Below are 21,770 nucleotides of genomic sequence, written 5' to 3' on the forward strand. Positions count from 1 at the left end.
TGAATAGTTATGAAAAGATATTTACTCAACCTTCTGATACCCGCATTACTTATATATTTCCCCACGATCTCACTTGCTCAGGGTTCTGATCTTGAAAGTGCAAAAGCATCGGTGGTAAAAATTAAGACACACTATATCCGCACTGAAAAAGGAAAAGTGGTGAAGGATCTTGGTGTAGCAACCGGCTGGTGCTGGAAGGAACCCACACTTATTGTTACGGCACTGCATGCTGTAACCGGAGCAGAAGATATCATGGTTTACAGGGAAGGAAATAAATCTTCGAAGGCTGTTATTTATAAAGTGCTCAAGGAAGCGGACCTGGCTTTGCTGCGAATCAGTACTGACCTTGGATTGAGTCCATTGCAACTGCAAGAGGCCGATCCGAATTCTAGTAAAGAATTATATGTATGGGGATTCCCTCATGGTGTAAATACTATGCAGGGCGATGATATCCGCTTGTCAAGAAGTCTTGAAAAATCGCCCACTTTAAACAGTATTCTTACGGGAAATAAGCTAAAATCTGAATTAGAAGACCAGGGTTATCCTCTTCCCATTGCCAAAATATTACGAATTAGCTCCACTATTCAACCGGGCCATTCCGGGGCACCTATCATGGCTTCAAATGGAGCAGTGATAGGAGTGGCCGATGGCGGTCTTCGCGGAGGAGCTGCCAGGATCAATTGGGCTATGCCCGCTAATTTCTATGTTCCCAGGTTAGCCAGTTCCATTGACCCGATTCCGTCTTCCCCTTCAGTGCAGGTAAGCTTATATAGCAACAGAACCACTGTTGACGCCGATGCGAGTGAAGCTGAAGAAATCATGGAACTCCAAAAGGAAGCAAAGGAGAATACCGTTGAAAATGGTGAACAATCGGTTACACTTACCTGGACTGCCAGCTATGAAGACCTCTTTTCAACCATGACTATTGATGAACAAAGGGAGATGCAGGAAATCACCAATAGCCTTTCCCTGAATTTATCGGGAGCTACATTTAATATTTACGAGGATTATGAAACAGGAGCCACTATTGCGGTGCCGTCTGATGCCTTATTCGTGGTTGAAGACGGATGGTTCTACTCTTCTAATGAGGATGAAACCCTGACCTATGATGCATTACCGTTTTATTCTGAAAGCTATGCGTTAGCAAAGCAGGATGTGTATGATGTTTATAATGAGAATTTTTTAGCCGCCGAATGGATGGCAGACCCGGAAATTGCAGATGAAATCGCAGAAGATGATGAAAACGAGTCTGCTTCCTATTTCCTTACCAGGGTGGCAGCCGATGGAAGTGGGCGGACCTTGTATTTTATGGCAGAAGTACGCGGACCAGATTTATTGGTCATCAACCTTGAATTTGATCCGAACCGATTGGTGGAGGATGACTATTTGAAGAAATTCATGCTTTTCACCTTGTCTACTGAGCTTTGTACATTCGGTGAATATTGATGAAGACTGGACATCTGAAAGATTCCCTTGAAGGTATAGGGATAGGGCTTATTTCGGGCTTGGTCATTGGCCTGGCAGATAACGACTGGATACGCATGACGCTGGCGGTTGCCCTGATCACTTATGCTGGTCGTGCACTGGGCAACCATAAAGAAAATATAGCAGGTCCCTCCTATCGGATTGCCTTCATGGGGATTTTTGCATCATTTGCCCTCTTTGGGGGGCTATATATCCAGGGACAGCATCTTTTCAGAGAGGCACCCCTGAAAAGCATAGAAAAATGGGTAAAAGCCGGGTATACACCTGCTCAGGCCCGCCAATTGCATTTGCAATCATTGCAGTTGGCTGCCTATCAAAAAGACACTGCAGACAATACCTTTCAGAAATTCGCGCCTATGCTGCCGGATTCCAATGGAACTGCCAGTGTTAATATATTGAAAGATAGCCTTTTGGGACAAATAGACACACTAAAATCATTGATATCACATATTTTGGGTGGTGGAAAGCCTGAATCTGCCCTTATCGGCACTGTTGCATCAAATTTATTCAGCAGCAGGAGTAGTGAACCTTTATGTGAAACCCTTGACCCCGGGCTTAATGAAGATACACTAAGTTATATTTCATCCTTTCAGACTTCTGGTATCACCGAACTGGAATCAATTCAAATATTGAATTCGTCTGAAAGTTCAGAAGAAAAGTATGAACTGGCAACCTTATTATGGAGACTGATTTGTACCCTTGAGTCGGACACCTTAACTCCCTGGGCAGAACTCACTGATCCAGCCAGGCATGGAGATGATCCCGGGAAACTTCATGAAGCCTACCGTGGCCAGGAAAGAAAAGTATTCGGGTTACTTTCAGCCTGGCTCAGCAAGCATGCCTCAAATCAATTAGAAGGTTTCAGAGCAATACATACTTTAATCAGGAAGAAATCCGGAATACCAGCAAATGGTTGATGAACACTTTGTTTTGATCAGTAGGGGCATATTCAATGGGGATTTTCAAAGAAAAATCCTTCACAAGTGACAAACTCACCCGTGAAGGATTTTTGCTTTCAGGGAATAGGAGTTATTTCCCGGTTTTTACTTTAGTTACGGTCTTGTTTTCGTAGACATACACGAATTCTCCTTCTGTAGAAAGGGTTGTGGATGCTCCTTTTCTTGCCTTGAACTCAAGGTATTTACAGGTATTCAGGTCGAAAGCGGCAATATCTGCACCGGCAGTTTTCATCACGAGGATGTTATCCACCCTGCCTTCAAATGCTGATTTAGCATACTTTCCGCTATTTACAAGGGCTCCATCATTAATTTTAAAAGTTGAAACCCCCTTTTCACCGACAACTACAACCATATCTTTAAAGGTTTGAATCAGCTCTGCATCACCCACTCCACCTTTCGCAACGGGCACTTCGTAATTTTCCTTACCGGTAGCCACATCCATTGAGTAAAGGGCTTTACCTGAACAAACCACTACACGGTCACCATTCTGTATCATATTGGTAATTCCCCGGCGGAAACGCTCTGAATCCCATGCCTGCTTACCATCTGAAGTGTTAAAAGCCTGCACCCCACAAGGCCTGATATTGGGATACCATATCCTCCATTCTTCGGTGATGGTAACTGAGCCATCGGGATTGGAAGTCCTTTTGTAAATATACGCCTGGGCTTCAACAGTACCACCAACCTGGAGTACAATTTTATCCCCGATTACATACATATTCGGAATCGCACGTGCTTCCTTGATTTCAGGTGACGACCAGATCAGCTCACCATTCAGGGCATTGTATTTCTTAATATACTGATGCCTGCGATCCGACATATCCAGCACATAAAGCTCATCGCCTACCCTAACAGGTTCAGCTACGCCACCATAAACGCCGAATTTTTTCGATCCGGCAGGCCGTGCTGTTAAGCCTTCCGGCGTATAATCAAATGCAGCAGACCAAACCTTTTTCCCTGTAGCATAATCATATACTTGCATTCCGTTCAACTTTAGAACAACATTGTCCTTATCACGATCAAGGCTATAGAGGAATTCACGGGATATAACCTTTCTTTCGGCGCGGCCTATATAATTGCTTTCCCAAACGATATCACCATTGGATAAGTCAATTTTGGCAATCTGGTTTTTAAAGCCGGTAAATAGCGCTACCAGGGAACTTGGAACAAAATTTACCATGACCATATATCCATCATTGCCCCAGATGTATTTTCCAACAGCCCCTTTGAATTTTGAAGTTGACCACAACTCTTCACCAGTGCGGGCTTTTACCATCACAAGCTGGCTCTTGAGAGAGAGGACAAATGCATCATTTTCCTTGATATACATTACATTCTCATCGTTGATATCCTGGTATTTATCTGTATTCCATAGAAAAGCACCTGATTCCATGTCAATACAAGCCATCTGGTCCTTGCCTAACTTCCTGTCGAACATAAAGAGCATATCTGATTCCCAGAAAGGAATGAGTTCATCAATTTTACTCAACTTGGGGGCTAGTTCCTTGAACTTCTTGTTCCATCTCACTTTACCGGTTTTGTTGTCAACGATGGAAATCTCCTTGTCAGAAGCAGTGTAGCTAAATCCCCTGTCTTCAGTCCCTGTTCCATTGTACTGGATTTTATGATCCATTCTCGACTCCCATACCATGGGCATGTCATCCTGTGCCTTGCCCGATAAAAGTCCAAGCAGTGCAATAGCTGCAATAAATAATGTTCTCATGAATTAATGTTTGATTGGTTAGTTTTCTGGTTATGAATGATACTGATTAGGTAAACATGAATGTATACCGGAATTTATAGGTAGTCTTTTTTGGAATGACTAGTTTGAATTTAAAGGTTTTGATGCGATCCTTCAGGAGATTTTGCATCGGGATACTTGCATTTTCGGAAGATACCACGAAAACAGTGGCTACTTCTCCTTTCTTCCTGATCGAAATATCGAATACAAAGGTTCCTTTAAGATTGTTTTCGACAGCAAATTGGTAAAGCTCACCTTCAGGAGACTTCAAGGAGGTTTCAAGCTGCGAAACAGCCTGTTGTACAAGTGGATCAGAACAAGCAACAGGTGTACCCTCCTGGGCCAGAACCAGATTACTGAAAACAACAACCATTGCAAAAAGAAAAAGCTTCAATTTATTGAGCATAAGTAAAGATTAAATAGTTGTCAAAGAAAAATCAACATAATAACAAAGGAATGATATGATTGTTTACAAAGATTTGAAAAAGCTTTACAGCCTTAATCGGATAGTCACAATGTCTATATTTGCCGGATTAAAACCAATCTCCCGCATACTATAATGAGCCATAAGCATTTCATGATCCATAAACCTTATGGCTATCTCTGTCAGTTTGTATGTGAACTGAGCAAAAAAAAGCTTTTAGGAGAACTCTATGATTTCCCTGAAGGGACAATGGCTATCGGCCGCCTCGATGAAGAGAGTGAGGGATTGCTTTTACTTACAACCGACGGGATGATGAGTGAAAGGATGCGTGAAAAGAGTATTGAAAAAGAATATTATGCCCAGGTAGATGGCCTCATTACTGATAAAGCACTTCAGATGCTGCAAACCGGTGTGGAGATAGGGATCAGGGATGTGAAATATATAACCAAACCTTGCAAAGTTCAGCGGCTGGATCCTCAACCTGAATTTGCCCCCAGAACAAAAAAGCTTCGTGACGACAGGCATGGGCCTACTATTTGGATTTCACTCATCTTAACAGAAGGGAAATACAGGCAGGTAAGGAAAATGACTGCTGCAGCAGGATTCCCTACTTTACGACTAATACGGGTAAGGGTTGGCAAGTTCCAACTCGGTGACTTAAAACCAGGGGAGGTTAAGGAATTATCGGATATTGATTTTATCTAATCCGATGCAGTTACAATGGTAGGATATGTAACTACCGGGCAGGCTTCCTTAAGATGTTGATGATTTTCCATTGGCCCTCAATCTTTGCAAGCTGGCAATAGCTCCAGCCAGTGGGTAGTTTCAACTCAACAACGGCAAGACCATCCATACAATCAAGCATTTGAACAGAGATGTTCCATTTTTCGCGATCAAGTGCACCTAATCCGGCCCGTGTAGCTTCAATCAAAGCCCCTGCAGCATCTCTCTGAATCATATACCCTCCTGTTGAAGGCATCTGAATCAGGGTAGCTCTCTGAAATTCAGGATGAATTTTACTTTCTACAACCATGGCATTGGAAGAATAAATCCCTTCGAACAGGTCGTTCACGGTCTGCTCAATCTCCTTTCTCTCATTGGCACCTTTATAATCGGCTAAAGGCTTCTTGTTTGGCGAATCCTCTCCCCAGGTCCAGAGTGCATTGATGATCTTCCATTGTTCATCGATCTTGACCAACTGAAGGTAATCATTAAAATTAGCAGACATTATCCTGGCACAAGCTACATTATCGTTCATCTTTAAAACATCCACCCTGATTTTCCTTTTTGCTTCAGGCAAGGCCCCTGCTTTCGCGCGGGTAAGCTCAATCAACCCGGAAAAAGTGGAATACATCAGGTAACTCTTACCCGTCTGAGTCATGGTAACCGGACAGACTTTATTCAGGTCGGGGTGCAGAGCTCTTTCCATCCTTTCAGCATCGCCTGAGTAAAATCCGTCTGCATAATCCAATGCTGCAGAAATTACAGCCAATGAATCATTAGAAATTTTGAGAATATTCTGAGCGAATCCCATTGATGAAATCAGGCTCAAAATCATGAAGATGAATGTTAATTTGGCTTTCATGGCTGAGGTTTAGGTAAATTAATATTCCATAAATATATGAACACCAATTGATTATCGGTCTGTTATTTGACGAATTAAGTGAAATATTCTGCGAAATAGCAGATTATATCTGCAAATTAATGGAAAGAAGAGGCTAGTAAAATCAGGATATCTAACTTATCATGGCCCAATCTGTTTTCTTTCGGGTAAGAAAAGCAAGGTGATTAGCGATTTTACGGTTTTTTTCCAGGTTTAACCCGGGATCTTCTTCCAGGACCTTCTGCGCGTGCTGACGGGCAATCCTGAGCACAGCTTCATCTTTTATAATATTGGCTATTTTAAGGTCCATAACACCGCTCTGCTGGGTGCCCTCCAGGTCACCAGGCCCGCGTAGTTTCAAATCCACATCAGAGATTTCAAATCCGTCGTTTGTACGCACCATGGTTTCAATACGGATTTTCGCATCGGAAGAAACTTTGAAGCCGGTCATCAGGATACAATGCGATTGATCTGCACCACGTCCCACTCTGCCCCGGAGCTGATGCAATTGTGAAAGACCGAAACGTTCAGCATTCTCAATCACCATAACAGAAGCATTCGGAACATCCACTCCTACTTCAATTACCGTGGTTGCAACCATAATTTGCGTCTCACCAAGCAGGAACTTTTGCATCTCTTTTTCCTTCTCTTCAGGTTTCATCCTCCCATGAACCATTGAGAGTTTATATGAAGAAGGAGGAAAAATTTGTTCCAGCAATTCATATCCTTCCTGGAGATTTTTGAGGTCAAGGGTTTCAGACTCTTCAATCAAGGGGTAAACGACATAAATCTGCCTCCCTGTTGCAATTTGCTGTTTCATGAAATTGAAGACCTTTTCATGTCCATTTTCATAGAAATGGTAGGTTTTAATAGGTTTCCTTCCAGGAGGTAACTCATCAATAACTGAATAATCGAGGTCTCCATAAACGGTCATAGCCAGGGTACGGGGAATAGGGGTTGCAGTCATAACCAGCACATGAGGCGGGGTTTCGCTTTTACTCCACAACCTTGCACGCTGTTCAACTCCAAAACGATGCTGTTCATCAATTACCACTAAACCCAGTTGATTGAACTGAACGGTGTCTTCTATCAATGCATGGGTACCAATCAGGATATGTAATTCCCCGCTTTGAAGCAGTTTATGCATTACTTTTCGCTGGGCATTTTTAGTACTGCCTGTTAATAAGTCCACCTTTACATCCATTCCCTGCAGAAAACGTGAAATGGTTTTATAATGTTGAGTGGCAAGGATCTCTGTCGGGGCCATCAGGCAGGCCTGGAATCCATTGTCAAGGGCAATAAGCATACACATCAGGGCTACCAGTGTTTTGCCACTCCCAACATCCCCTTGAAGCAACCTGTTCATTTGACGGCCGGAACCCAGGTCAGTCCTGATCTCACGGATCACTTTCTTTTGGGCATTTGTAAGTTCAAAAGGCAGAAATTTATGGTAGAATTCATTGAAAATAGCGCCTACATGTTCAAATACAACCCCTCTTACCCTTTGTGTCCTGCTGAGTTTATAGCGTAATAATCGTAACTGGATAAAAAACAATTCCTCAAATTTCAGCCGGGCTTCAGCTTTTCCAAGTATTTCCAGGTTCGTAGGATAATGGATATTCAGAAAAGCGGATTCCCGGGAAATAAGTTTATAATCCTGGAGAATGGAAGCAGGAAGGGTTTCGGGTATGCTACCCTGCAATTGGGATATCAGTCCTTTAGCCATTTTAGAGAGGACACGGCTATTGATTCCCTTCTGTTTAATTTTCTCTGAAGTATTATATAAAGGGTGCAAGGGATCTGCCGGACTGGCATAATATTCAGCAGCGAGTTCGAGTTCAGGGTGTGCCATATTAAACCTACCACTAAAAAGGGCAGGCTTACCAAAAGCTATAACTTCAGAACCAAGGGGATATTTGTCTTTGATCCATGAGATTCCCTGGAACCAGATTAATTCCATAGCGCCCGAATCATCCTTTAACGTCATGACGTAGCGCATCCCACCCCCCTTTCCGATCAATTGCAGATCGGTAATTTTACCTTTTACCTGGATGTAAGCGGTATCACTATTTACTTCCCGAATTTTAAGGATACGGCTTCGATCGATATACCGGAAGGGATAATAGGTGAGCAGGTCATAATAGGTAGAGATGTTGAGTTCCTTTCGCATCCATTCTGCCCGTTTGGGGCCAACCCCTTTCAGGTATTCAATGGGAGTATCGAGCAGGTCTATGGACATTGGGAAAGATAATCATACAAAAATAAGAAAACAAAAGCAGCTTTCCTGTGATGGAAAGCTGCCTGGTTATGATTGAATATCAACAGGGATTAGTATTCCCAGAGTTGTTGTTCGAAGTTAAAGAGATCGCTCTTGATTCTTTCTGATTCCAGCATGGCATCTATACCAAGTGCATATTCAGCAATGATTCTATCGTAGGTATTATCCTCCTTATAGATATAGCTGCTAAACATACGTTTCCAGAAAAAGTCGTCATAGGTCATTTTAGCAGCACCATTGAAGCGGTTAAACACTTCAGATTTAGCAAAAATGGGACGGGCTTCCGGGAAATAGATCCAGAACAATGGTTTGGTACCTTTAAAATCACCTTTGGAATCCAGCTGATCAACGATCGGGCAAATGCCAATGATGCGCACTTCCATCATAGATCTCTGTTTATCGAAGAACCAGTCTTCCTTGATCCTGAATTTCTTTACATCAGTAGGTTGGAACTTCTTTACGATAACGGTATCATAAAAATCGTATGGCGGATAGTCACGCTGTAATTGCATGGTATCAGCTTTCTCAACCTTTGCCATGATCTCCTTGAAAGATAAGGGGATAATAAACTCATCAGTAACAGAGGAAGCATCATAAGCAGTAATACTACCTTCTTTCATGGCATCCATAAGAACGGTCATGAAACTTTTCCAGTTATTATGAGGAGTTTCAGGGAAATACATGGGTTGATTCATCTTTTCCCTAAGGTCGATTACCCGCCAGATCCTTTTTTCCCAGACGTAATCAGCCTGACGGATCCAGGGATATGGAATCGGCTTCTTTTCAAGTTTGTCAGCCTTGTCAACCACTCCATCTCTAGGCGGAGTGTTCAGCATTTGCTGAGCAAAGGTACTTGCAGACGCAACCAGCATAAACAGTACCAGGAATAAAAGCAATTTCTTCATGTTACCAGAGGCTAACAATAATTATTGAATAGTGATGATGATCGAGTTAAGTTTGCGGTTTTTACCATCAGGACCCTTGGCATAAATATCTTCAAATGATACCTTAGATCCACGTTTACATTCCTTGATAAAAGTCCGCATATCTTCTGAAAGTTTGTTCCCGACACCTTTGTAATCAATGACATCTCCCTTTCGGTTACCAGAGAAGGTGTATGATGTGATCACAAAGTTCAGGTCAAAATCGAAGTCAGCAGGCATACGAGGTATTAATGCGGAAGCTGCAAGAACTTCCCTTGCTACGGTACCCCCATCAGTATTGGCTATAAAGGCATTAGGAGAAGGAACATTTTTCACCCTGAATTCGAAGGAACCCATAGGTTTCACTTTATCTCCAACCTTAGCGGTAACTGAAACAATGGCTTTTCCAGGCTGGGTAACACGAGCCACCCATCCACTGGCAGTACGAACCAGGCTTCCCTGGGAAATATTCGCAGTGATTTGTGCATCTGATACACCACCGGCAGAGATAGAAACCGGGTTATCCACAGAAGCATACAATACATTCATTTTGGTTGGAGCGACTGTGAGTGATGGAGGAGCCACGATATAAGTGAACTCAACCGGGTAAGGTTTAATCTCGCCATCAGGTGATTTAAACATCACATTACCGGTTACTTTCTTTTCTCCGGGAGCGGTTGCAGGAAGTTGAACTTTTACTTTTCCGCCTTCACTACTGTAACCACGTCCACCAATATTCGCAGTAAAATCCTGCTTGGTATCCATGGCAGTTACGAAAACTTCAGCTTCATAGCTGTCTCCCATGAAAACATACTGACTTTTCGGAACTACGGTAGCTCCTACCTGGTCAATCTTGAAATCGGTAGCACCAATCTGGCTCATAAAATGGGTTACAACATCCTGTTCAGCATTCTGAACTTCAGCAATCAGCTTATTAAGGATAGTTACATCAGCCGCAAGAATGGTACGGTAGAAGTTATACATTTCCCAGTTCTGCTTTTTCCCGCTGGCGTTGTAAAATGGCCCATCAGTATCAAGGCCTATTTTGATCATATCCCTTTTATCTGCATCAACCAGTTTGATAATGTCACTTTTATATTTGATGATCTTATCTTTCAGTTCACGGGATTTACCTTTAGAACCATCTTCGGAAGTACCGATAAAAAAAGCGGTGGTCTGGTCGTATTTATCTTTTCCTTTAAGTTCCCTTAAAGTAGATTTTTTAGCTTCTTCAAGAGGGATTCTTTCGGAGAAGGCAATCATATCATACTTGAGATTGATGATATATTGCTTCATTTCTTCTGAAAGCTTTTTTACCTCTTTGGCCTTGTTATAGAATGGGCCAACTTTATCAGGGTTCTGGAGATTCTGTTTTTCAAATTGCCCGTAAAGGCTTTCTGTCTTTTTTCCAAATATCTGGTTCGTGGTTTCCATGCTATCATTAACGACCAGGAATGCATTCAGGATCTCTACAGATACATTCAGTGCCAGCAGCGCTGTGAGCACTAAATACATCATCGCGATCATTTTTTGTCTTGGCGTCTCTTTATATCCAGCCATATTCCTAAAATTTCAGTGTTAATCAGTTAATGTTGCTGTGATATAAAGATTACTTGTTCATGTTAACATTCATGGCAGTGAGCATATTTCCATATACCTGGTTCAGGGCAGAGACGCGCTTGGTAAGTTGGTCAATTTCTTCCTTGTATTTGGTCATATTACCGGAGGAATCACTCATGCTTGCCAGGAAGGTATTAACAGTAGTCCTGAGCTTATTGGTTGATTCGATCTGTTCATTGGAACTCTGAAGCTGTAATTCGTATATTGCATTGAGAGCAGTAAGATTTTTTGAAATCTTCTGGAGCTGCTCATTATATGATTTTGAATCAAGAGCACTGAAGTTAAGGGCTTCAGCAGATTTTCCAAGCAATTCTGCACTCTGATTATACTTTTGAGCAAGTTTATTGGCAGATTCCGTAGCCATAGCCATTGTATTGGAGAACTGCTCTGTTGCTGACATTTCTTTCTTGATAGCGGCAGAAACTTCAGTATAAACGGTAGCAAGGGTTCCGGCTGAGGTTGCAGCAGATTTCACGCTATTTGAGAATTCACCCACAGTGGAAGCATCCTGGTTCAGGACTTCAGCGGTTTTCTTATAGGAGTTGCTTAGTTCACCTGCTGACTTACTGGCATCTTTAACAGATTTGGTAAATTCATCGGTAGCCACAGCTGTGCTTGTGATGTCAGACATTTTACCAACATTCTCACTCATCTTACGCATACCATCGCCTAAGCTTTCAATAAGTTCAGGACCAATTTTAGCTTTGCTGAGCATATCATCCAGATCCTGGGAAACGGTTTTCCCGGTTTGACCTTTTCTGGGAGCTGCTCCCGGGGTACCGGCACCACCGTGGTACATTCCGGCTAATTCGGGATACACAAGACTCCAATCGGGTTCTACGTGAGGAGGTTCAAAAGCAGAGAAGAAGAAGATCAGCGCTTCTGTAGTCAAACCAATGATGAGCATGATATCTGCCCCAGTGTAATGGTTGATTTTGAAAAGTGCACCCATGATAACAAGGGCAGCTCCCCATCCATACACTTTGGACATGAAATTCTTATAAAATCTGCTTGAAACGAAACTTGATAAACTCATGATTGACTTGTTTTTACTGTTTTAAGTTAGAGTTGACTACGGCACTTAATCAAATTATCAGCCTTTGGTAATTGTATTAATTATAAATTCTTGAAGCCCGGGAAGGATTGTCATCTTTCTGACGGCCCATAAAGTCCTGAACGCAGCGGAAACCAATATAACATTTGGATGAATCCTGATATTCATAATTCCTGGTTGATACCTGAAGATAATAGGCGATATCCTTCCATGAACCTCCACGAACGAGTTTCCTTTTGAGAGCTGGGGGATCATCTTCCTTAGCATTATAAAGATAGGTAGGGTTCATATCCCAGGTAAACTGGTTGGCTGATTCATCCCATGCATCGGCACACCATTCAGAAACGTTTCCTGACATATCATACAGGCCAAAATCGTTAGCCGGGTAATGAGCAACTACTATCGGACGAGCACCGCCATCATCTATATAATTCCCGCGAAGTGGTTTGAAGTTAGCAAGGAAACAGCCTTTGTCGTTACGGGTATAAGGACCTCCCCATGGATATGGAGACAATGTATTTCCGCCACGTGCAGCCCATTCCCACTCAGCTTCGGTAGGAAGTCTGAATTCATTGGGGATAGCGCTCTTACGACGGGCATGGAATGACTCAAGAAGTCGGGTACGCCAAACACAGAAAGCAGAAGCCTGTTTCCAATCAACACCAACAACGGGATAATTATCGTAAGCAGGATGCCAGAAGTATCTTTGAGCCATAGGATCGTTGTAACTGTAGGCATAGTCATGCAACCAGGCAAGGGTATCAGGATAAATATTTATCACTTCTTTCCTGACATATACTGAACGATCTTTCATTCCCTGAGGACGATTGGCGAAAGAGGCATTTTTTGAATCACCGGCCTGGTTATAGTCTTTTTTCGAAGCTGCTAAAAGATCAACGAAGTAATATTCGTAGAATAATTTCCTGGTATCAATTTCTTTCTTCCTGAAGTACCTTTCATGATCGGGAAGGAACATCTGTTCCAGGGATTCCCGGTTTTCTTCGGCAGTCCAGTCAATTTCTGCATCCCAGTTAAGGAAAGGAGGATCATAGGTTTCTCCTGTTTTCTTATTTTCAGAGATGAGGAATTCTTCTGCATTTACCTCCCCAAGAATCCTGCGGGCGATGGAATCACGAACCCAGTATACAAACTGGCGGTACTCATTATTCGTGATTTCAGTTTCATCCATCCAGAATGCAGTAACCGTAATGGTCCTGGGATTGTTGAGATGTGCATAGGGTACATCCTGATCTCCCGAACCCATTGTATAACTTCCCATAGGAACATAAGTCATACCGAATGGATCGGGTTGATAGAACTTTTCCCTTTTCTCAACGCCGATCAATTCACCGTTTCCGGTATTTCGACAACTAGCCATGAGAATGATCACAAGAGAAATGAAAAGCAGTTTCTTCATTGCAATTTATTTTTATTTTGACTCCCTATTACCCTGTTAGTTAGGCCAGAAAACCTAATGCACTGTAATTATGTTATTTCCATCCCACTTTTCACCTCTTCCCGGGTAATCAGACATCACTTTAGTATGCAGATAACGAGGTTTATTTGGCTTTAGTATATTTTCCTTTTTTATTTTTCAACCCGCAAATGTAATGACATCAAGTTTATCCGCCAAATTATAAGAATCTTGTATTCCGATAACCTGTTCTAACTTTTTCCCTTTCGATCTTGAAAATATACCTGACCATAATTTCGTGACTTCCTGTTGCTCCTACCCTTGAAGTTGGAACATCATATGAATATCCGACATCAATATCGTTAAATTTAAAGCCTACCATTAAAGCAAATGCATCATTGATGCGATAGCTTGCCCCTCCCCATATTTTTTTGTTATAGGTCGCCAATGCATTCACATCGGCCTGCATAGTGTTCCCATCCGATTTCAGATAAAGAGATGGGGTAAGGACGTATCCCGGGAATGCCGGGAAAGTAAAGTCATAACCTCCTGTCAGGTAATAATGCCTGCGCAGTTTGAACTGTCCGGTTTGCCCTGATTTTGCCAGGAATTTTGAGGACTCCAGCAATTGAGTGGAAGAAGCAGATAAATAATATTTTGGTGCTGCCATATAGAAACCGGCAGAAAGGTCAGTGAAAATTACCCCTTCGGAAGAAGTAAACCCGGTTATCGCCGGATCATCAGGATTTACCACCTGTAAGTTATCCCCGAAATCCACTGATTTATTCAGAAAACTTCCGTTGATACCGAAACCCATCCTTGTTGCTCCTTTGGTCGTATGATAAGCATACCCGATTTTCAGGGTCATATCTTTGAAAAAGCCGTATTTATCCTGCACAATTGAAAGCCCAACCCCTCCATGAAGTAAACGGATCGGAGCATCCGCCGAAACCACAAAAGTTTCAGGAGCTACTTTATTCCCATTGTCATCTTTGAATCCCAACCACTGTTCCCTCAATAATCCGGTAACACATATTCCTTCTGTCATACCAAAATGGCCAGGGTTGACCGATGACAGATTGAACATATTTTGCGTAAACTGCGGTTCCTGCTGGGCGGATAAACTTCCACCCCATAAGGAGACTAGCAGCATGGCACAAAAAAGTATATGGGTAGAAATCTTATTCAGCATGGTTTAAACAGCTCCGAAAAGCGCGGCTAAAGTAGTAATAATTTATTTTCTCAGACACAGTTTATTATAGGTTTCATGAATATTCTCTCCATTACTTCCAAACTTCAACCTTAAACCCAGGCTATTGATTGATTAGAAACGCTAAACCCAGTCAGAGTATTGTTAATTAAAATAATTTAAAAAATAATTAATATTTATTTCATTGATTATGTGACTGTTATAAAATATTTTCATTTTTTTTCGTTTTCTTGTATTACCTTTTTAAGGATTCCACATTAATGATATAAGAGCAACACTTAGCTGTCTTTTTAAAAAGTTCTTTCATAAGATGATTTATTAACAGCTAAAAGTTAATAAATAATTTAAAAAAGTTAAGTAACGGATTTTTATACAATAATTTTGCTCAGGAAAACAAACGGAAATCACAGCCAGTCTGGGATTCCAATAACGATAAGGTTAATTAAATCATAGTTTGGGTTTTTGGTTAATTGATCTAAGGGGCAGCATTCGCTGCCCCTGCCTATTTTATGGCATTTCCAATTCAGCGATATCATTATATAATTCAGATATATATGTTATAATTATCTCAATATCAAATCAATAAATTCCTACATTAGTTCTGCCAAACAACCTTGAACGGATTCAGATTTTTAAAATCAGTGAAATTTTAGTTGTCAGCTTTTCAAGGCTGAATTTGTGTCTCTTGTAAAAGTTCAGAACTTTGCATCCTGAATTCATTTCTCATTAAACGATATTCCTATGCAAATCCAGTCAGAAAAAGTATTTTCCAGGAAGTGGTTCCTGAGCTATACCCTGATAATCCTTGGCTCATTTATCCTGGCTGCAGGGTTTGTGTTTTTCATTTCTCCTTATCGCATTGTACCGGGAGGGGTATATGGGATTGCCATCGTCATTCACCACATGACTAAAGGAATGTTTGACTGGGCTCCGGAGGGACTTCCTATAGGATTGATGGGTTTAATTATGAATATCCCGCTCACCATTATTGGAGTTAAAGTATTGGGACCCAGATTCGGGATAAAGACAGTGGTTGGATTTGTTCTTTCTTCTGTTTTTATGGATGGAATCACCTATTTCTGGGGAGAGGCTCCATTGGTAGTGGGAGATGCTCTCCTGTCTTCAATCTTTGGCGGCGTTCTGGTAGGTATAGGATTAGGCATGATTTTCAAAGCCAAAGCTACTTCCGGGGGCTCAGATATTATCGCTATGATTATAGCAAAATATACAAGTCTGCCATTGGGGCAATTAATGATTTATGTTGATTCGGTGATTGTACTTATCGGACTTGTCGTATTTGCCGACTGGAAAATCCCTTTGTACTCCTGGATAGTGATCTTTGTAACCGGAAAAGTGATTGATGTTGTTTTACAAGGAATCAGCTACGATAAGACCCTGTTTATCATTTCAGAAAAATATGAAGAGATCAGGGAAAGAATCATTGTAGACCTGAATCGCGGGGGTACCTATATTCCGGGGAAAGGAATGTTTAATGGCTCTGATAAAACCATTATCTTCACCGTAGTGAACAGAAGAGAGATGGCTATACTTGAAGAATTCATCCATAAAATTGATCCGCATGCATTTGTAACAGTTCTTGAAGCCAATGAGATCCTGGGTGAAGGTTTTAAATCGCTAAAAGAAAAGATTGAAGAATAAATGAAAATTGGCAAGAAGCGGCAGTGTCAATGGCTCCAATTTTTCTATTCTGACTCCTGAATACTGAATTCTGAATTCTTTTTGTACTACATATTAACAATTTTAAACAGTTTCTAAGTAATCTAACACGAGATAATCATTTGAATGTCAAATAGAATCGCATGATCCCAAAACCTATTTTACTGCAAAGTGAGAAAGTATTCTCTGCAACATGGTTCAAATCCTACCTGTTGATTCTCATTGGAACCTTTATCATGGCTTCCGGATATGTATTGTTTATAAGTCCGAATAAGATTGTGCCAGGAGGGATTTATGGAATTTCCATTATGCTTCACCATTTAATGGGCTTACCGATTGGTATCACTGCACTGGCATTTAATATACCACTTACCATCATTGGTACACGGATACTGGGTCCGCGCTTTGGCACCAAGACTGTTGTAGCTTTTATACTTACTTCTGTTTTTGTCGACTTAATTTCCTATTACCAGGGGAACCAACCTTTGATTGAAGGTGAAGTCCTGGTTTCCTGCATCTTTGGTGGACTTTTGATCGGTATCGGGGTTGCTTTAACCTTTAAAGCAAAGGCAACCAGCGGTGGGACGGATGTTGTGGCAATGATTCTTGCCAAATATACAAGACTCCCATTGGGGCAGTTGATGATGATGGTTGATTCGACCATCGTATTGCTCAGTTATTTTGCATTTGGCGACTGGAAAATCCCCCTTTTCAGCTGGATCACAATTTTTGTCATGGGTCGTGTTGTGGATACAGTGATGCATGGATTCTCCTATGATAAAACCTTGTTCATCATCTCTGATAAGCATCAGGAGATTAGAACCAGGATCATTGAAGACCTTAGAAGGGGCGGGACCTTTCTACATGGTGAAGGCATGTATAACCACTCACAGAAACAGATCATTTTCACAGTGGTGAATCCAAGGGAATTGTATATGCTTGAAGACTATATACACAAGGTAGATCCGGAAGCTTTTGTAGCAGTTCTGGATGCCTATGAAATACTTGGGAAAGGCTTCAAATCACTTAAAGAAAAGGTTGAAGACCAATAATGACATTGAATACTAGCTTTTCTGAAGCTATTTCACCCTGTTTCGGGCGTCTTCTTTGATTTTCTCTGCCTCCAGCCTCGCTTTTTCCAGCATAGCATCAGATCGTTGCTTAGCTTCATCTAACAGCTTCTTTGACTTATTATCCGCTTCTTTCTTCAATTTTTCAGCGGTCTTTTTAGCTGCCATTTCAGCAATCATTCCATTCTTCTTTCCTTCAGCGATCACTTTATTTCCTGTGGAATCAGCCTGGGCTTTGATCTTATCAGCTGCAAATCCGGCTGATTTCAGCACCTGGTCACTTTGGGCTTTTGCCAGGGAAAGAACTCTTGCTGCCTGAACTTCAGCTTCATCAATCCATTTATTGGCCTCGACCTTTGCCTTTGCAATCACTTCTTCCTTTTTCTGTTGAACCACGGCAATGGCTTGTTGTTTCAGGTCTTCTACTACATCTGCCATAGCTTGTTTGATACCGGCGGTAATTTTGGGATCCGTAATAGTTCCACCAATAAGCAAAGTAACCGGAACCATCTCGCCTAAATTCACTTTAAGCCCCTTTTTGGATGCATCAGAAACCAATCCGTTCAGCACTCCATTAGCTTTTCCGCCAAAATCGGAGCGGGGGATCTCAAGGTTTAATACGAAGTTGATGGCCTGATCCAATCCAATGGTACCAGAGAAATTGGACTTATACGAAGCTAGTTTGAAATCCATAGGTTTCACTGTAGCTTTTCCATCTACCAGGTCGAAGGAGAGATTTATTTTTTCTAAGGATGGACGTCTAAGTTTTTCAATCTTAAGAACATCAGCTATCACATTGAATGTGTTAATATTATCAACTGATAGGAGGTCAGATAAAAGTAGCCCATCTCCTGCCAAAGAGGCTAATTCAGGCATCATATCCTGTTTCAGGTTTCCTTTGAAAGCCAGGTTAGTGGAGATTTTTCCATTCAGCTTTTCAGTGATAGGTGCGAATGCCTGCAGGGTACTGAAGTTATTAAAGGCTGATTTCACTTCTATGTCCTTTATCCTGATATCCATATCAACCTTTGGCTTTTTCGGATCAAAGGTGTTATAACTGCCATTCAGGGCCATGTTTCCTCCCAGCATCCTGACATTCAGTCCTTGAAGGAACAGGGTCTTATCTTTGATCTTCACCGTTCCAACAGCATCTTCCATTATATAATCGTCATAACTTATTTTCCTGAAGCTGGACTGAAGGGTAAAGTCAATATTGGCCGGAATCTCAACAACTGCAAGTGCTGAAGTATCTGAGGTGGTTCCAGTTGCAGACGGTGTCATGAAACTATTCAGATCCATATTGCCCGAACTCGTCTTCAGCTCACCTTTTAATACTGCATTGTCTTTGAAAAGATATGCAATGTAATTCTCAATCTTGCCTTCGGCTGACATATCACTATTCCCGACTTTCATAACAAAACCGGACAAAGAAATAAATGCCGGGGAAAAATCTATACGGGCTGATGGGATCGCAATTGGCATCGGGACATCCGGACTTGAGATGCTCACTTTTTCTGCAATTGCAAAACCAGCGGCATCAAACTGCTCATACAATCCCTTTTCAATAGTGGAAAGCTTCCCGTTTAGCCTGATATCCGCACTCATTGAACCTGCAAGACTGGTATTCTGAGGCAATGGATAGAAACGTGCAATATCCTGTAAATTCAGAACCCCTTTGAGTGTTCCTTTGATTTCCGGGTCGGAATCGGGGGTTCTGAGAGAGAATGTTGCATCAATAGGATTTTGAATTACCCGGAGATGCAGTTTGGGTACATCTACTATTGTATGGTCAATAATTCCGTCAGGATTTGAAACAGAGGCTATGATATTAATTTGGCTTACATTTCCCGGCATTGAAGGATAGCTGAACATTCCGTTGGTAATCTTCAGATTCAGGCCGAAGGAGGGAATGGTCAGATCGGTATATTTTCCTTTCACAAATCCATCGAAAGATAGTGTACCCTCTGTTTTAACAGACTCAAAATCCTTTGAATAAATGGCAGGAACCAAAGAAAGAAAGGATTTGAAAGTATTTTCCTGTGCCGAAAACTTTACATCCATATCATATCCGTCTTCGGGCATGGAAAAGAATCCATCGGCTAACAGGTTGAGGTCATTCAAGGCAAGAGAAGCTTTTGTGAATGTAAACTTCCATTGCGTCAGATCGGCCTCAAGCTTTGTAACCAGGTGAGCCCTGGTTCTCCCAAGATAGCGCACACCATCATAATCAGCTGTCAAAGCAGCCACTTCTGCATCAACATCAAGGGTTGTGACATCAGCAGTCATATCTCCTTTCAGAGTTCCCGTCAATCCATTCATCCCAAAAAACATGGGGGTTTCGGCATCATCATATACCAGGCTGGCATCGCTGATCTCAATTTTATTCAGCTTCACCTTGAACGCTGATGCAGTAGTAGTTGTATCAATGGTTTCGGAAGGTTTCGTGATATCCCAGTTGACTTTTCCATCCTTCAGTACTTTCAGGAGAATAGAAGGATGGTTAAGAATGATACGACCTACTTCATATTCTTTCCCGCGAATAACGCTGAAAAGGTCAAGTGTTACCTCAAAGGATGGAATATCAGCCAGGGTGTCTTCTTTGAATTCATTGATGCCGACAACAGACAGATCTTTGAGCTTCAAAGTCATATCAGGAAAATGGCTGAACATCGATAATCCTACGCTACCGAATTTCACAGTAGCATTCAGATTTTTATTGATCTCCACCTCGACTTTTTCCCGGATCTTGCCTTTGAAGGCAAATGGCAGGACAAACATAAGTACAAGGATGGATACGATAACAATGAGGAAGATCTTGATCGCCTTTTTCATACATAGTCGGATTTATCAATTAACGCTGGCAATGGGCCAGAATTATATGCTTTAACAATTATTACAAAGATAACTAATATGGTCTCTGACTGGGGGGAGGTCGGATGTCGGATATCGGATGTCGGATGCCATGTCGGAGTGTGTTGGATGTCGGATGTCGGATGTTTGGATGTCGGATGTCGGATGTTGGATGTCGGATGTTTGATGTCGGATCATCACATGTTACATGGCACCTTCCCCTCAGCACCCAGAGCCAAAGGCTCCCCTTTGGGGCACAAGGCACATCGGCACCCCGGCACTCAGCACTCGGCACTCGGCACTCAGAGCCAATGGCTCCCATTTGGGGCAATGACACCTGCACGACTGATAGAATTATCAATATTGAACAAGATCGCCCCGGTCAAGCGGGTTTTAGATTTTGGATTGCGGATTTCGGAACTGGGTTTGGATTGTAGGCACTGCAAATGGCACATTGGCACATTGGCACATTGGCACATCGGCACACCGGCACATTGGCATCCCGGCACTCAGCACCCAGCACTCAGCACTCAGCACTTTTCGTGACTGGCGATCATGGAATAAAAACCTTCTGAACAAGGTTCGAACTGTTGCTATTTAGCTTTACGATATAAATCCCTTTGGGTAAATGAAGAGGGATACTCCCATTGCCTGTAAATGAAAGCGGCTTTGCATACTGGCAAATCCCCCCGGTTGAATAAATGCTAATACTGGTTTGTTCGGTAACATTTTCAATACGCATCTCACCATTCAAAGGATATACTTTCAATTCATCATACTCTGTTTCACCAATTCCGGTTGGCTGAAAATGGAGCATAAATCGGGAGGAATCCTGACCAATAGAGGCCTCAAAATGGTAAACCGGGTCAAGGGAAAGATTATGATCTGATTTAGCAAGCTGATCATATAAAAAAACCTGCTGTTCAATTAGTTCAAGACCATAAGCCTCTATCTGGTGAGACCCATTCACACTGGCACTAAAAATAAAGTGCATGTTGGTTTCACTGTTTAACTCAGGAATACTGTTAGTGCTAAGCCTTATACCATTAGACTCGGTATAAAAAACAGGGCCGTCACCCGCCTGAAATTCTGCATCGTACAGCAGATCGAAACCGTCAGTGGCGTTCGGATTGATGATAATATAACATTCCTTTACTGATCCTTCTTCCAGGTTAAATGCGGAAAGTCCGATCCAGCCGCCCAGTTTTTTTTCACCCCCGGTGCAAGAGAAAGAGGAGTTGTTGTTGCCATAAATAGCCTGCTGTCCGGTGTCTCCGGCTATTAAAGGGTTGGCAAGACAAAATGAACAGAATGACAGCAATAAAGTAAGGAGCATGCCAATGTTTTGTTGACGAGTAAAGGTAGTATTCATAGCAGAACTAGTTTTCAATCACCCTTTAATCCATAAATTTCAGATAGGTAATCCGTAAATTCAGGAATTATTTTTGAAAAGCATACTGAA

General features: G+C 41.9%; 16 protein-coding genes. 5 read left to right on the forward strand and 11 right to left on the reverse strand.

What is annotated here, in order from left to right:
- Window positions 1–9 precede the first annotated feature (9 nt).
- Window positions 10–1,446 (forward strand): trypsin-like peptidase domain-containing protein, encoded by a 1,437-nt coding sequence (locus IPH84_03610; protein ID MBK7172322.1) that lies wholly within the window; start codon window positions 10–12, stop codon window positions 1,444–1,446.
- The gene (locus tag IPH84_03615; protein ID MBK7172323.1) at window positions 1,446–2,402 is read left to right on the forward strand and encodes a hypothetical protein; all 957 of its coding nucleotides are present in this window, start codon (window positions 1,446–1,448) and stop codon (window positions 2,400–2,402) included. Before IPH84_03610 ends, IPH84_03615 begins: the two co-directional genes overlap by 1 nt.
- A gap of 112 nt (window positions 2,403–2,514) precedes the next feature.
- Here IPH84_03615 and IPH84_03620 read toward each other — a convergent pair whose 3' ends face one another.
- A complete protein-coding gene (locus IPH84_03620) occupies window positions 2,515–4,167 on the reverse strand; it encodes a PQQ-binding-like beta-propeller repeat protein (GenBank protein MBK7172324.1) in 1,653 nt (550 codons plus the stop codon).
- A gap of 46 nt (window positions 4,168–4,213) precedes the next feature.
- A complete protein-coding gene (locus tag IPH84_03625) occupies window positions 4,214–4,591 on the reverse strand; it encodes a hypothetical protein (GenBank protein MBK7172325.1) in 378 nt (125 codons plus the stop codon).
- Window positions 4,592–4,744: 153 nt separating this feature from the next.
- Between IPH84_03625 and IPH84_03630 the strand changes: the two genes are divergently transcribed.
- Entirely contained in the window at window positions 4,745–5,314 is a 570-nt protein-coding gene (locus IPH84_03630; GenBank protein MBK7172326.1) for a pseudouridine synthase, read from the forward strand.
- 31 nt (window positions 5,315–5,345) lie between these two features.
- On the opposite strand, the gene IPH84_03635 is transcribed toward IPH84_03630, so the two are convergent.
- The 7 genes from IPH84_03635 to IPH84_03665 all read right to left on the reverse strand — a co-directional run bounded on the left by IPH84_03635 (window position 5,346) and on the right by IPH84_03665 (window position 14,693).
- Complete coding sequence (locus tag IPH84_03635; protein MBK7172327.1) at window positions 5,346–6,194, reverse strand: nuclear transport factor 2 family protein; 849 nt, start codon at window positions 6,192–6,194, stop codon at window positions 5,346–5,348.
- 151 nt (window positions 6,195–6,345) lie between these two features.
- Window positions 6,346–8,451 carry an ATP-dependent DNA helicase RecG gene (recG, locus tag IPH84_03640; protein MBK7172328.1) on the reverse strand — a complete coding sequence of 702 codons (2,106 nt, stop codon included), beginning with the start codon at window positions 8,449–8,451 and terminating at the stop codon, window positions 6,346–6,348.
- Between the two features lie 89 nt (window positions 8,452–8,540).
- Complete coding sequence (gldN, locus tag IPH84_03645) at window positions 8,541–9,395, reverse strand: gliding motility protein GldN (GenBank protein MBK7172329.1); 855 nt, start codon at window positions 9,393–9,395, stop codon at window positions 8,541–8,543.
- A 21-nt stretch (window positions 9,396–9,416) separates the two neighbouring features.
- Entirely contained in the window at window positions 9,417–10,973 is a 1,557-nt protein-coding gene (gldM, locus tag IPH84_03650) for a gliding motility protein GldM (GenBank protein MBK7172330.1), read from the reverse strand.
- Window positions 10,974–11,022: 49 nt separating this feature from the next.
- Window positions 11,023–12,069, reverse strand: coding sequence for a gliding motility protein GldL (gene gldL / locus IPH84_03655; GenBank protein MBK7172331.1), 1,047 nt, complete (start codon window positions 12,067–12,069; stop codon window positions 11,023–11,025).
- A 76-nt stretch (window positions 12,070–12,145) separates the two neighbouring features.
- Entirely contained in the window at window positions 12,146–13,504 is a 1,359-nt protein-coding gene (locus IPH84_03660) for an SUMF1/EgtB/PvdO family nonheme iron enzyme (protein ID MBK7172332.1), read from the reverse strand.
- A gap of 217 nt (window positions 13,505–13,721) precedes the next feature.
- Window positions 13,722–14,693, reverse strand: a complete 972-nt coding sequence (locus IPH84_03665; protein MBK7172333.1) for a type IX secretion system membrane protein PorP/SprF — start codon at window positions 14,691–14,693, stop codon at window positions 13,722–13,724.
- Between the two features lie 759 nt (window positions 14,694–15,452).
- On the opposite strand from IPH84_03665, the gene IPH84_03670 reads away from it, so the two are divergent.
- On the forward strand, window positions 15,453–16,370 hold the full coding sequence (locus IPH84_03670; protein ID MBK7172334.1) for a YitT family protein: 918 nt from the start codon (window positions 15,453–15,455) through the stop codon (window positions 16,368–16,370).
- A gap of 161 nt (window positions 16,371–16,531) precedes the next feature.
- On the forward strand, window positions 16,532–17,440 hold the full coding sequence (locus IPH84_03675) for a YitT family protein (protein ID MBK7172335.1): 909 nt from the start codon (window positions 16,532–16,534) through the stop codon (window positions 17,438–17,440).
- Window positions 17,441–17,467: 27 nt separating this feature from the next.
- Here IPH84_03675 and IPH84_03680 read toward each other — a convergent pair whose 3' ends face one another.
- Both IPH84_03680 and IPH84_03685 read right to left on the reverse strand, forming a co-directional pair.
- Window positions 17,468–20,290: an AsmA family protein gene (locus IPH84_03680; protein ID MBK7172336.1), complete on the reverse strand. Its 2,823-nt coding sequence runs from the start codon at window positions 20,288–20,290 to the stop codon at window positions 17,468–17,470.
- Between the two features lie 571 nt (window positions 20,291–20,861).
- Window positions 20,862–21,698 (reverse strand): T9SS type A sorting domain-containing protein, encoded by an 837-nt coding sequence (locus tag IPH84_03685; GenBank protein MBK7172337.1) that lies wholly within the window; start codon window positions 21,696–21,698, stop codon window positions 20,862–20,864.
- Window positions 21,699–21,770 lie beyond the last annotated feature (72 nt).

It is taken from the genome of Bacteroidales bacterium (genome assembly GCA_016707785.1).
Taxonomy (GTDB): domain Bacteria; phylum Bacteroidota; class Bacteroidia; order Bacteroidales; family UBA4417; genus UBA4417.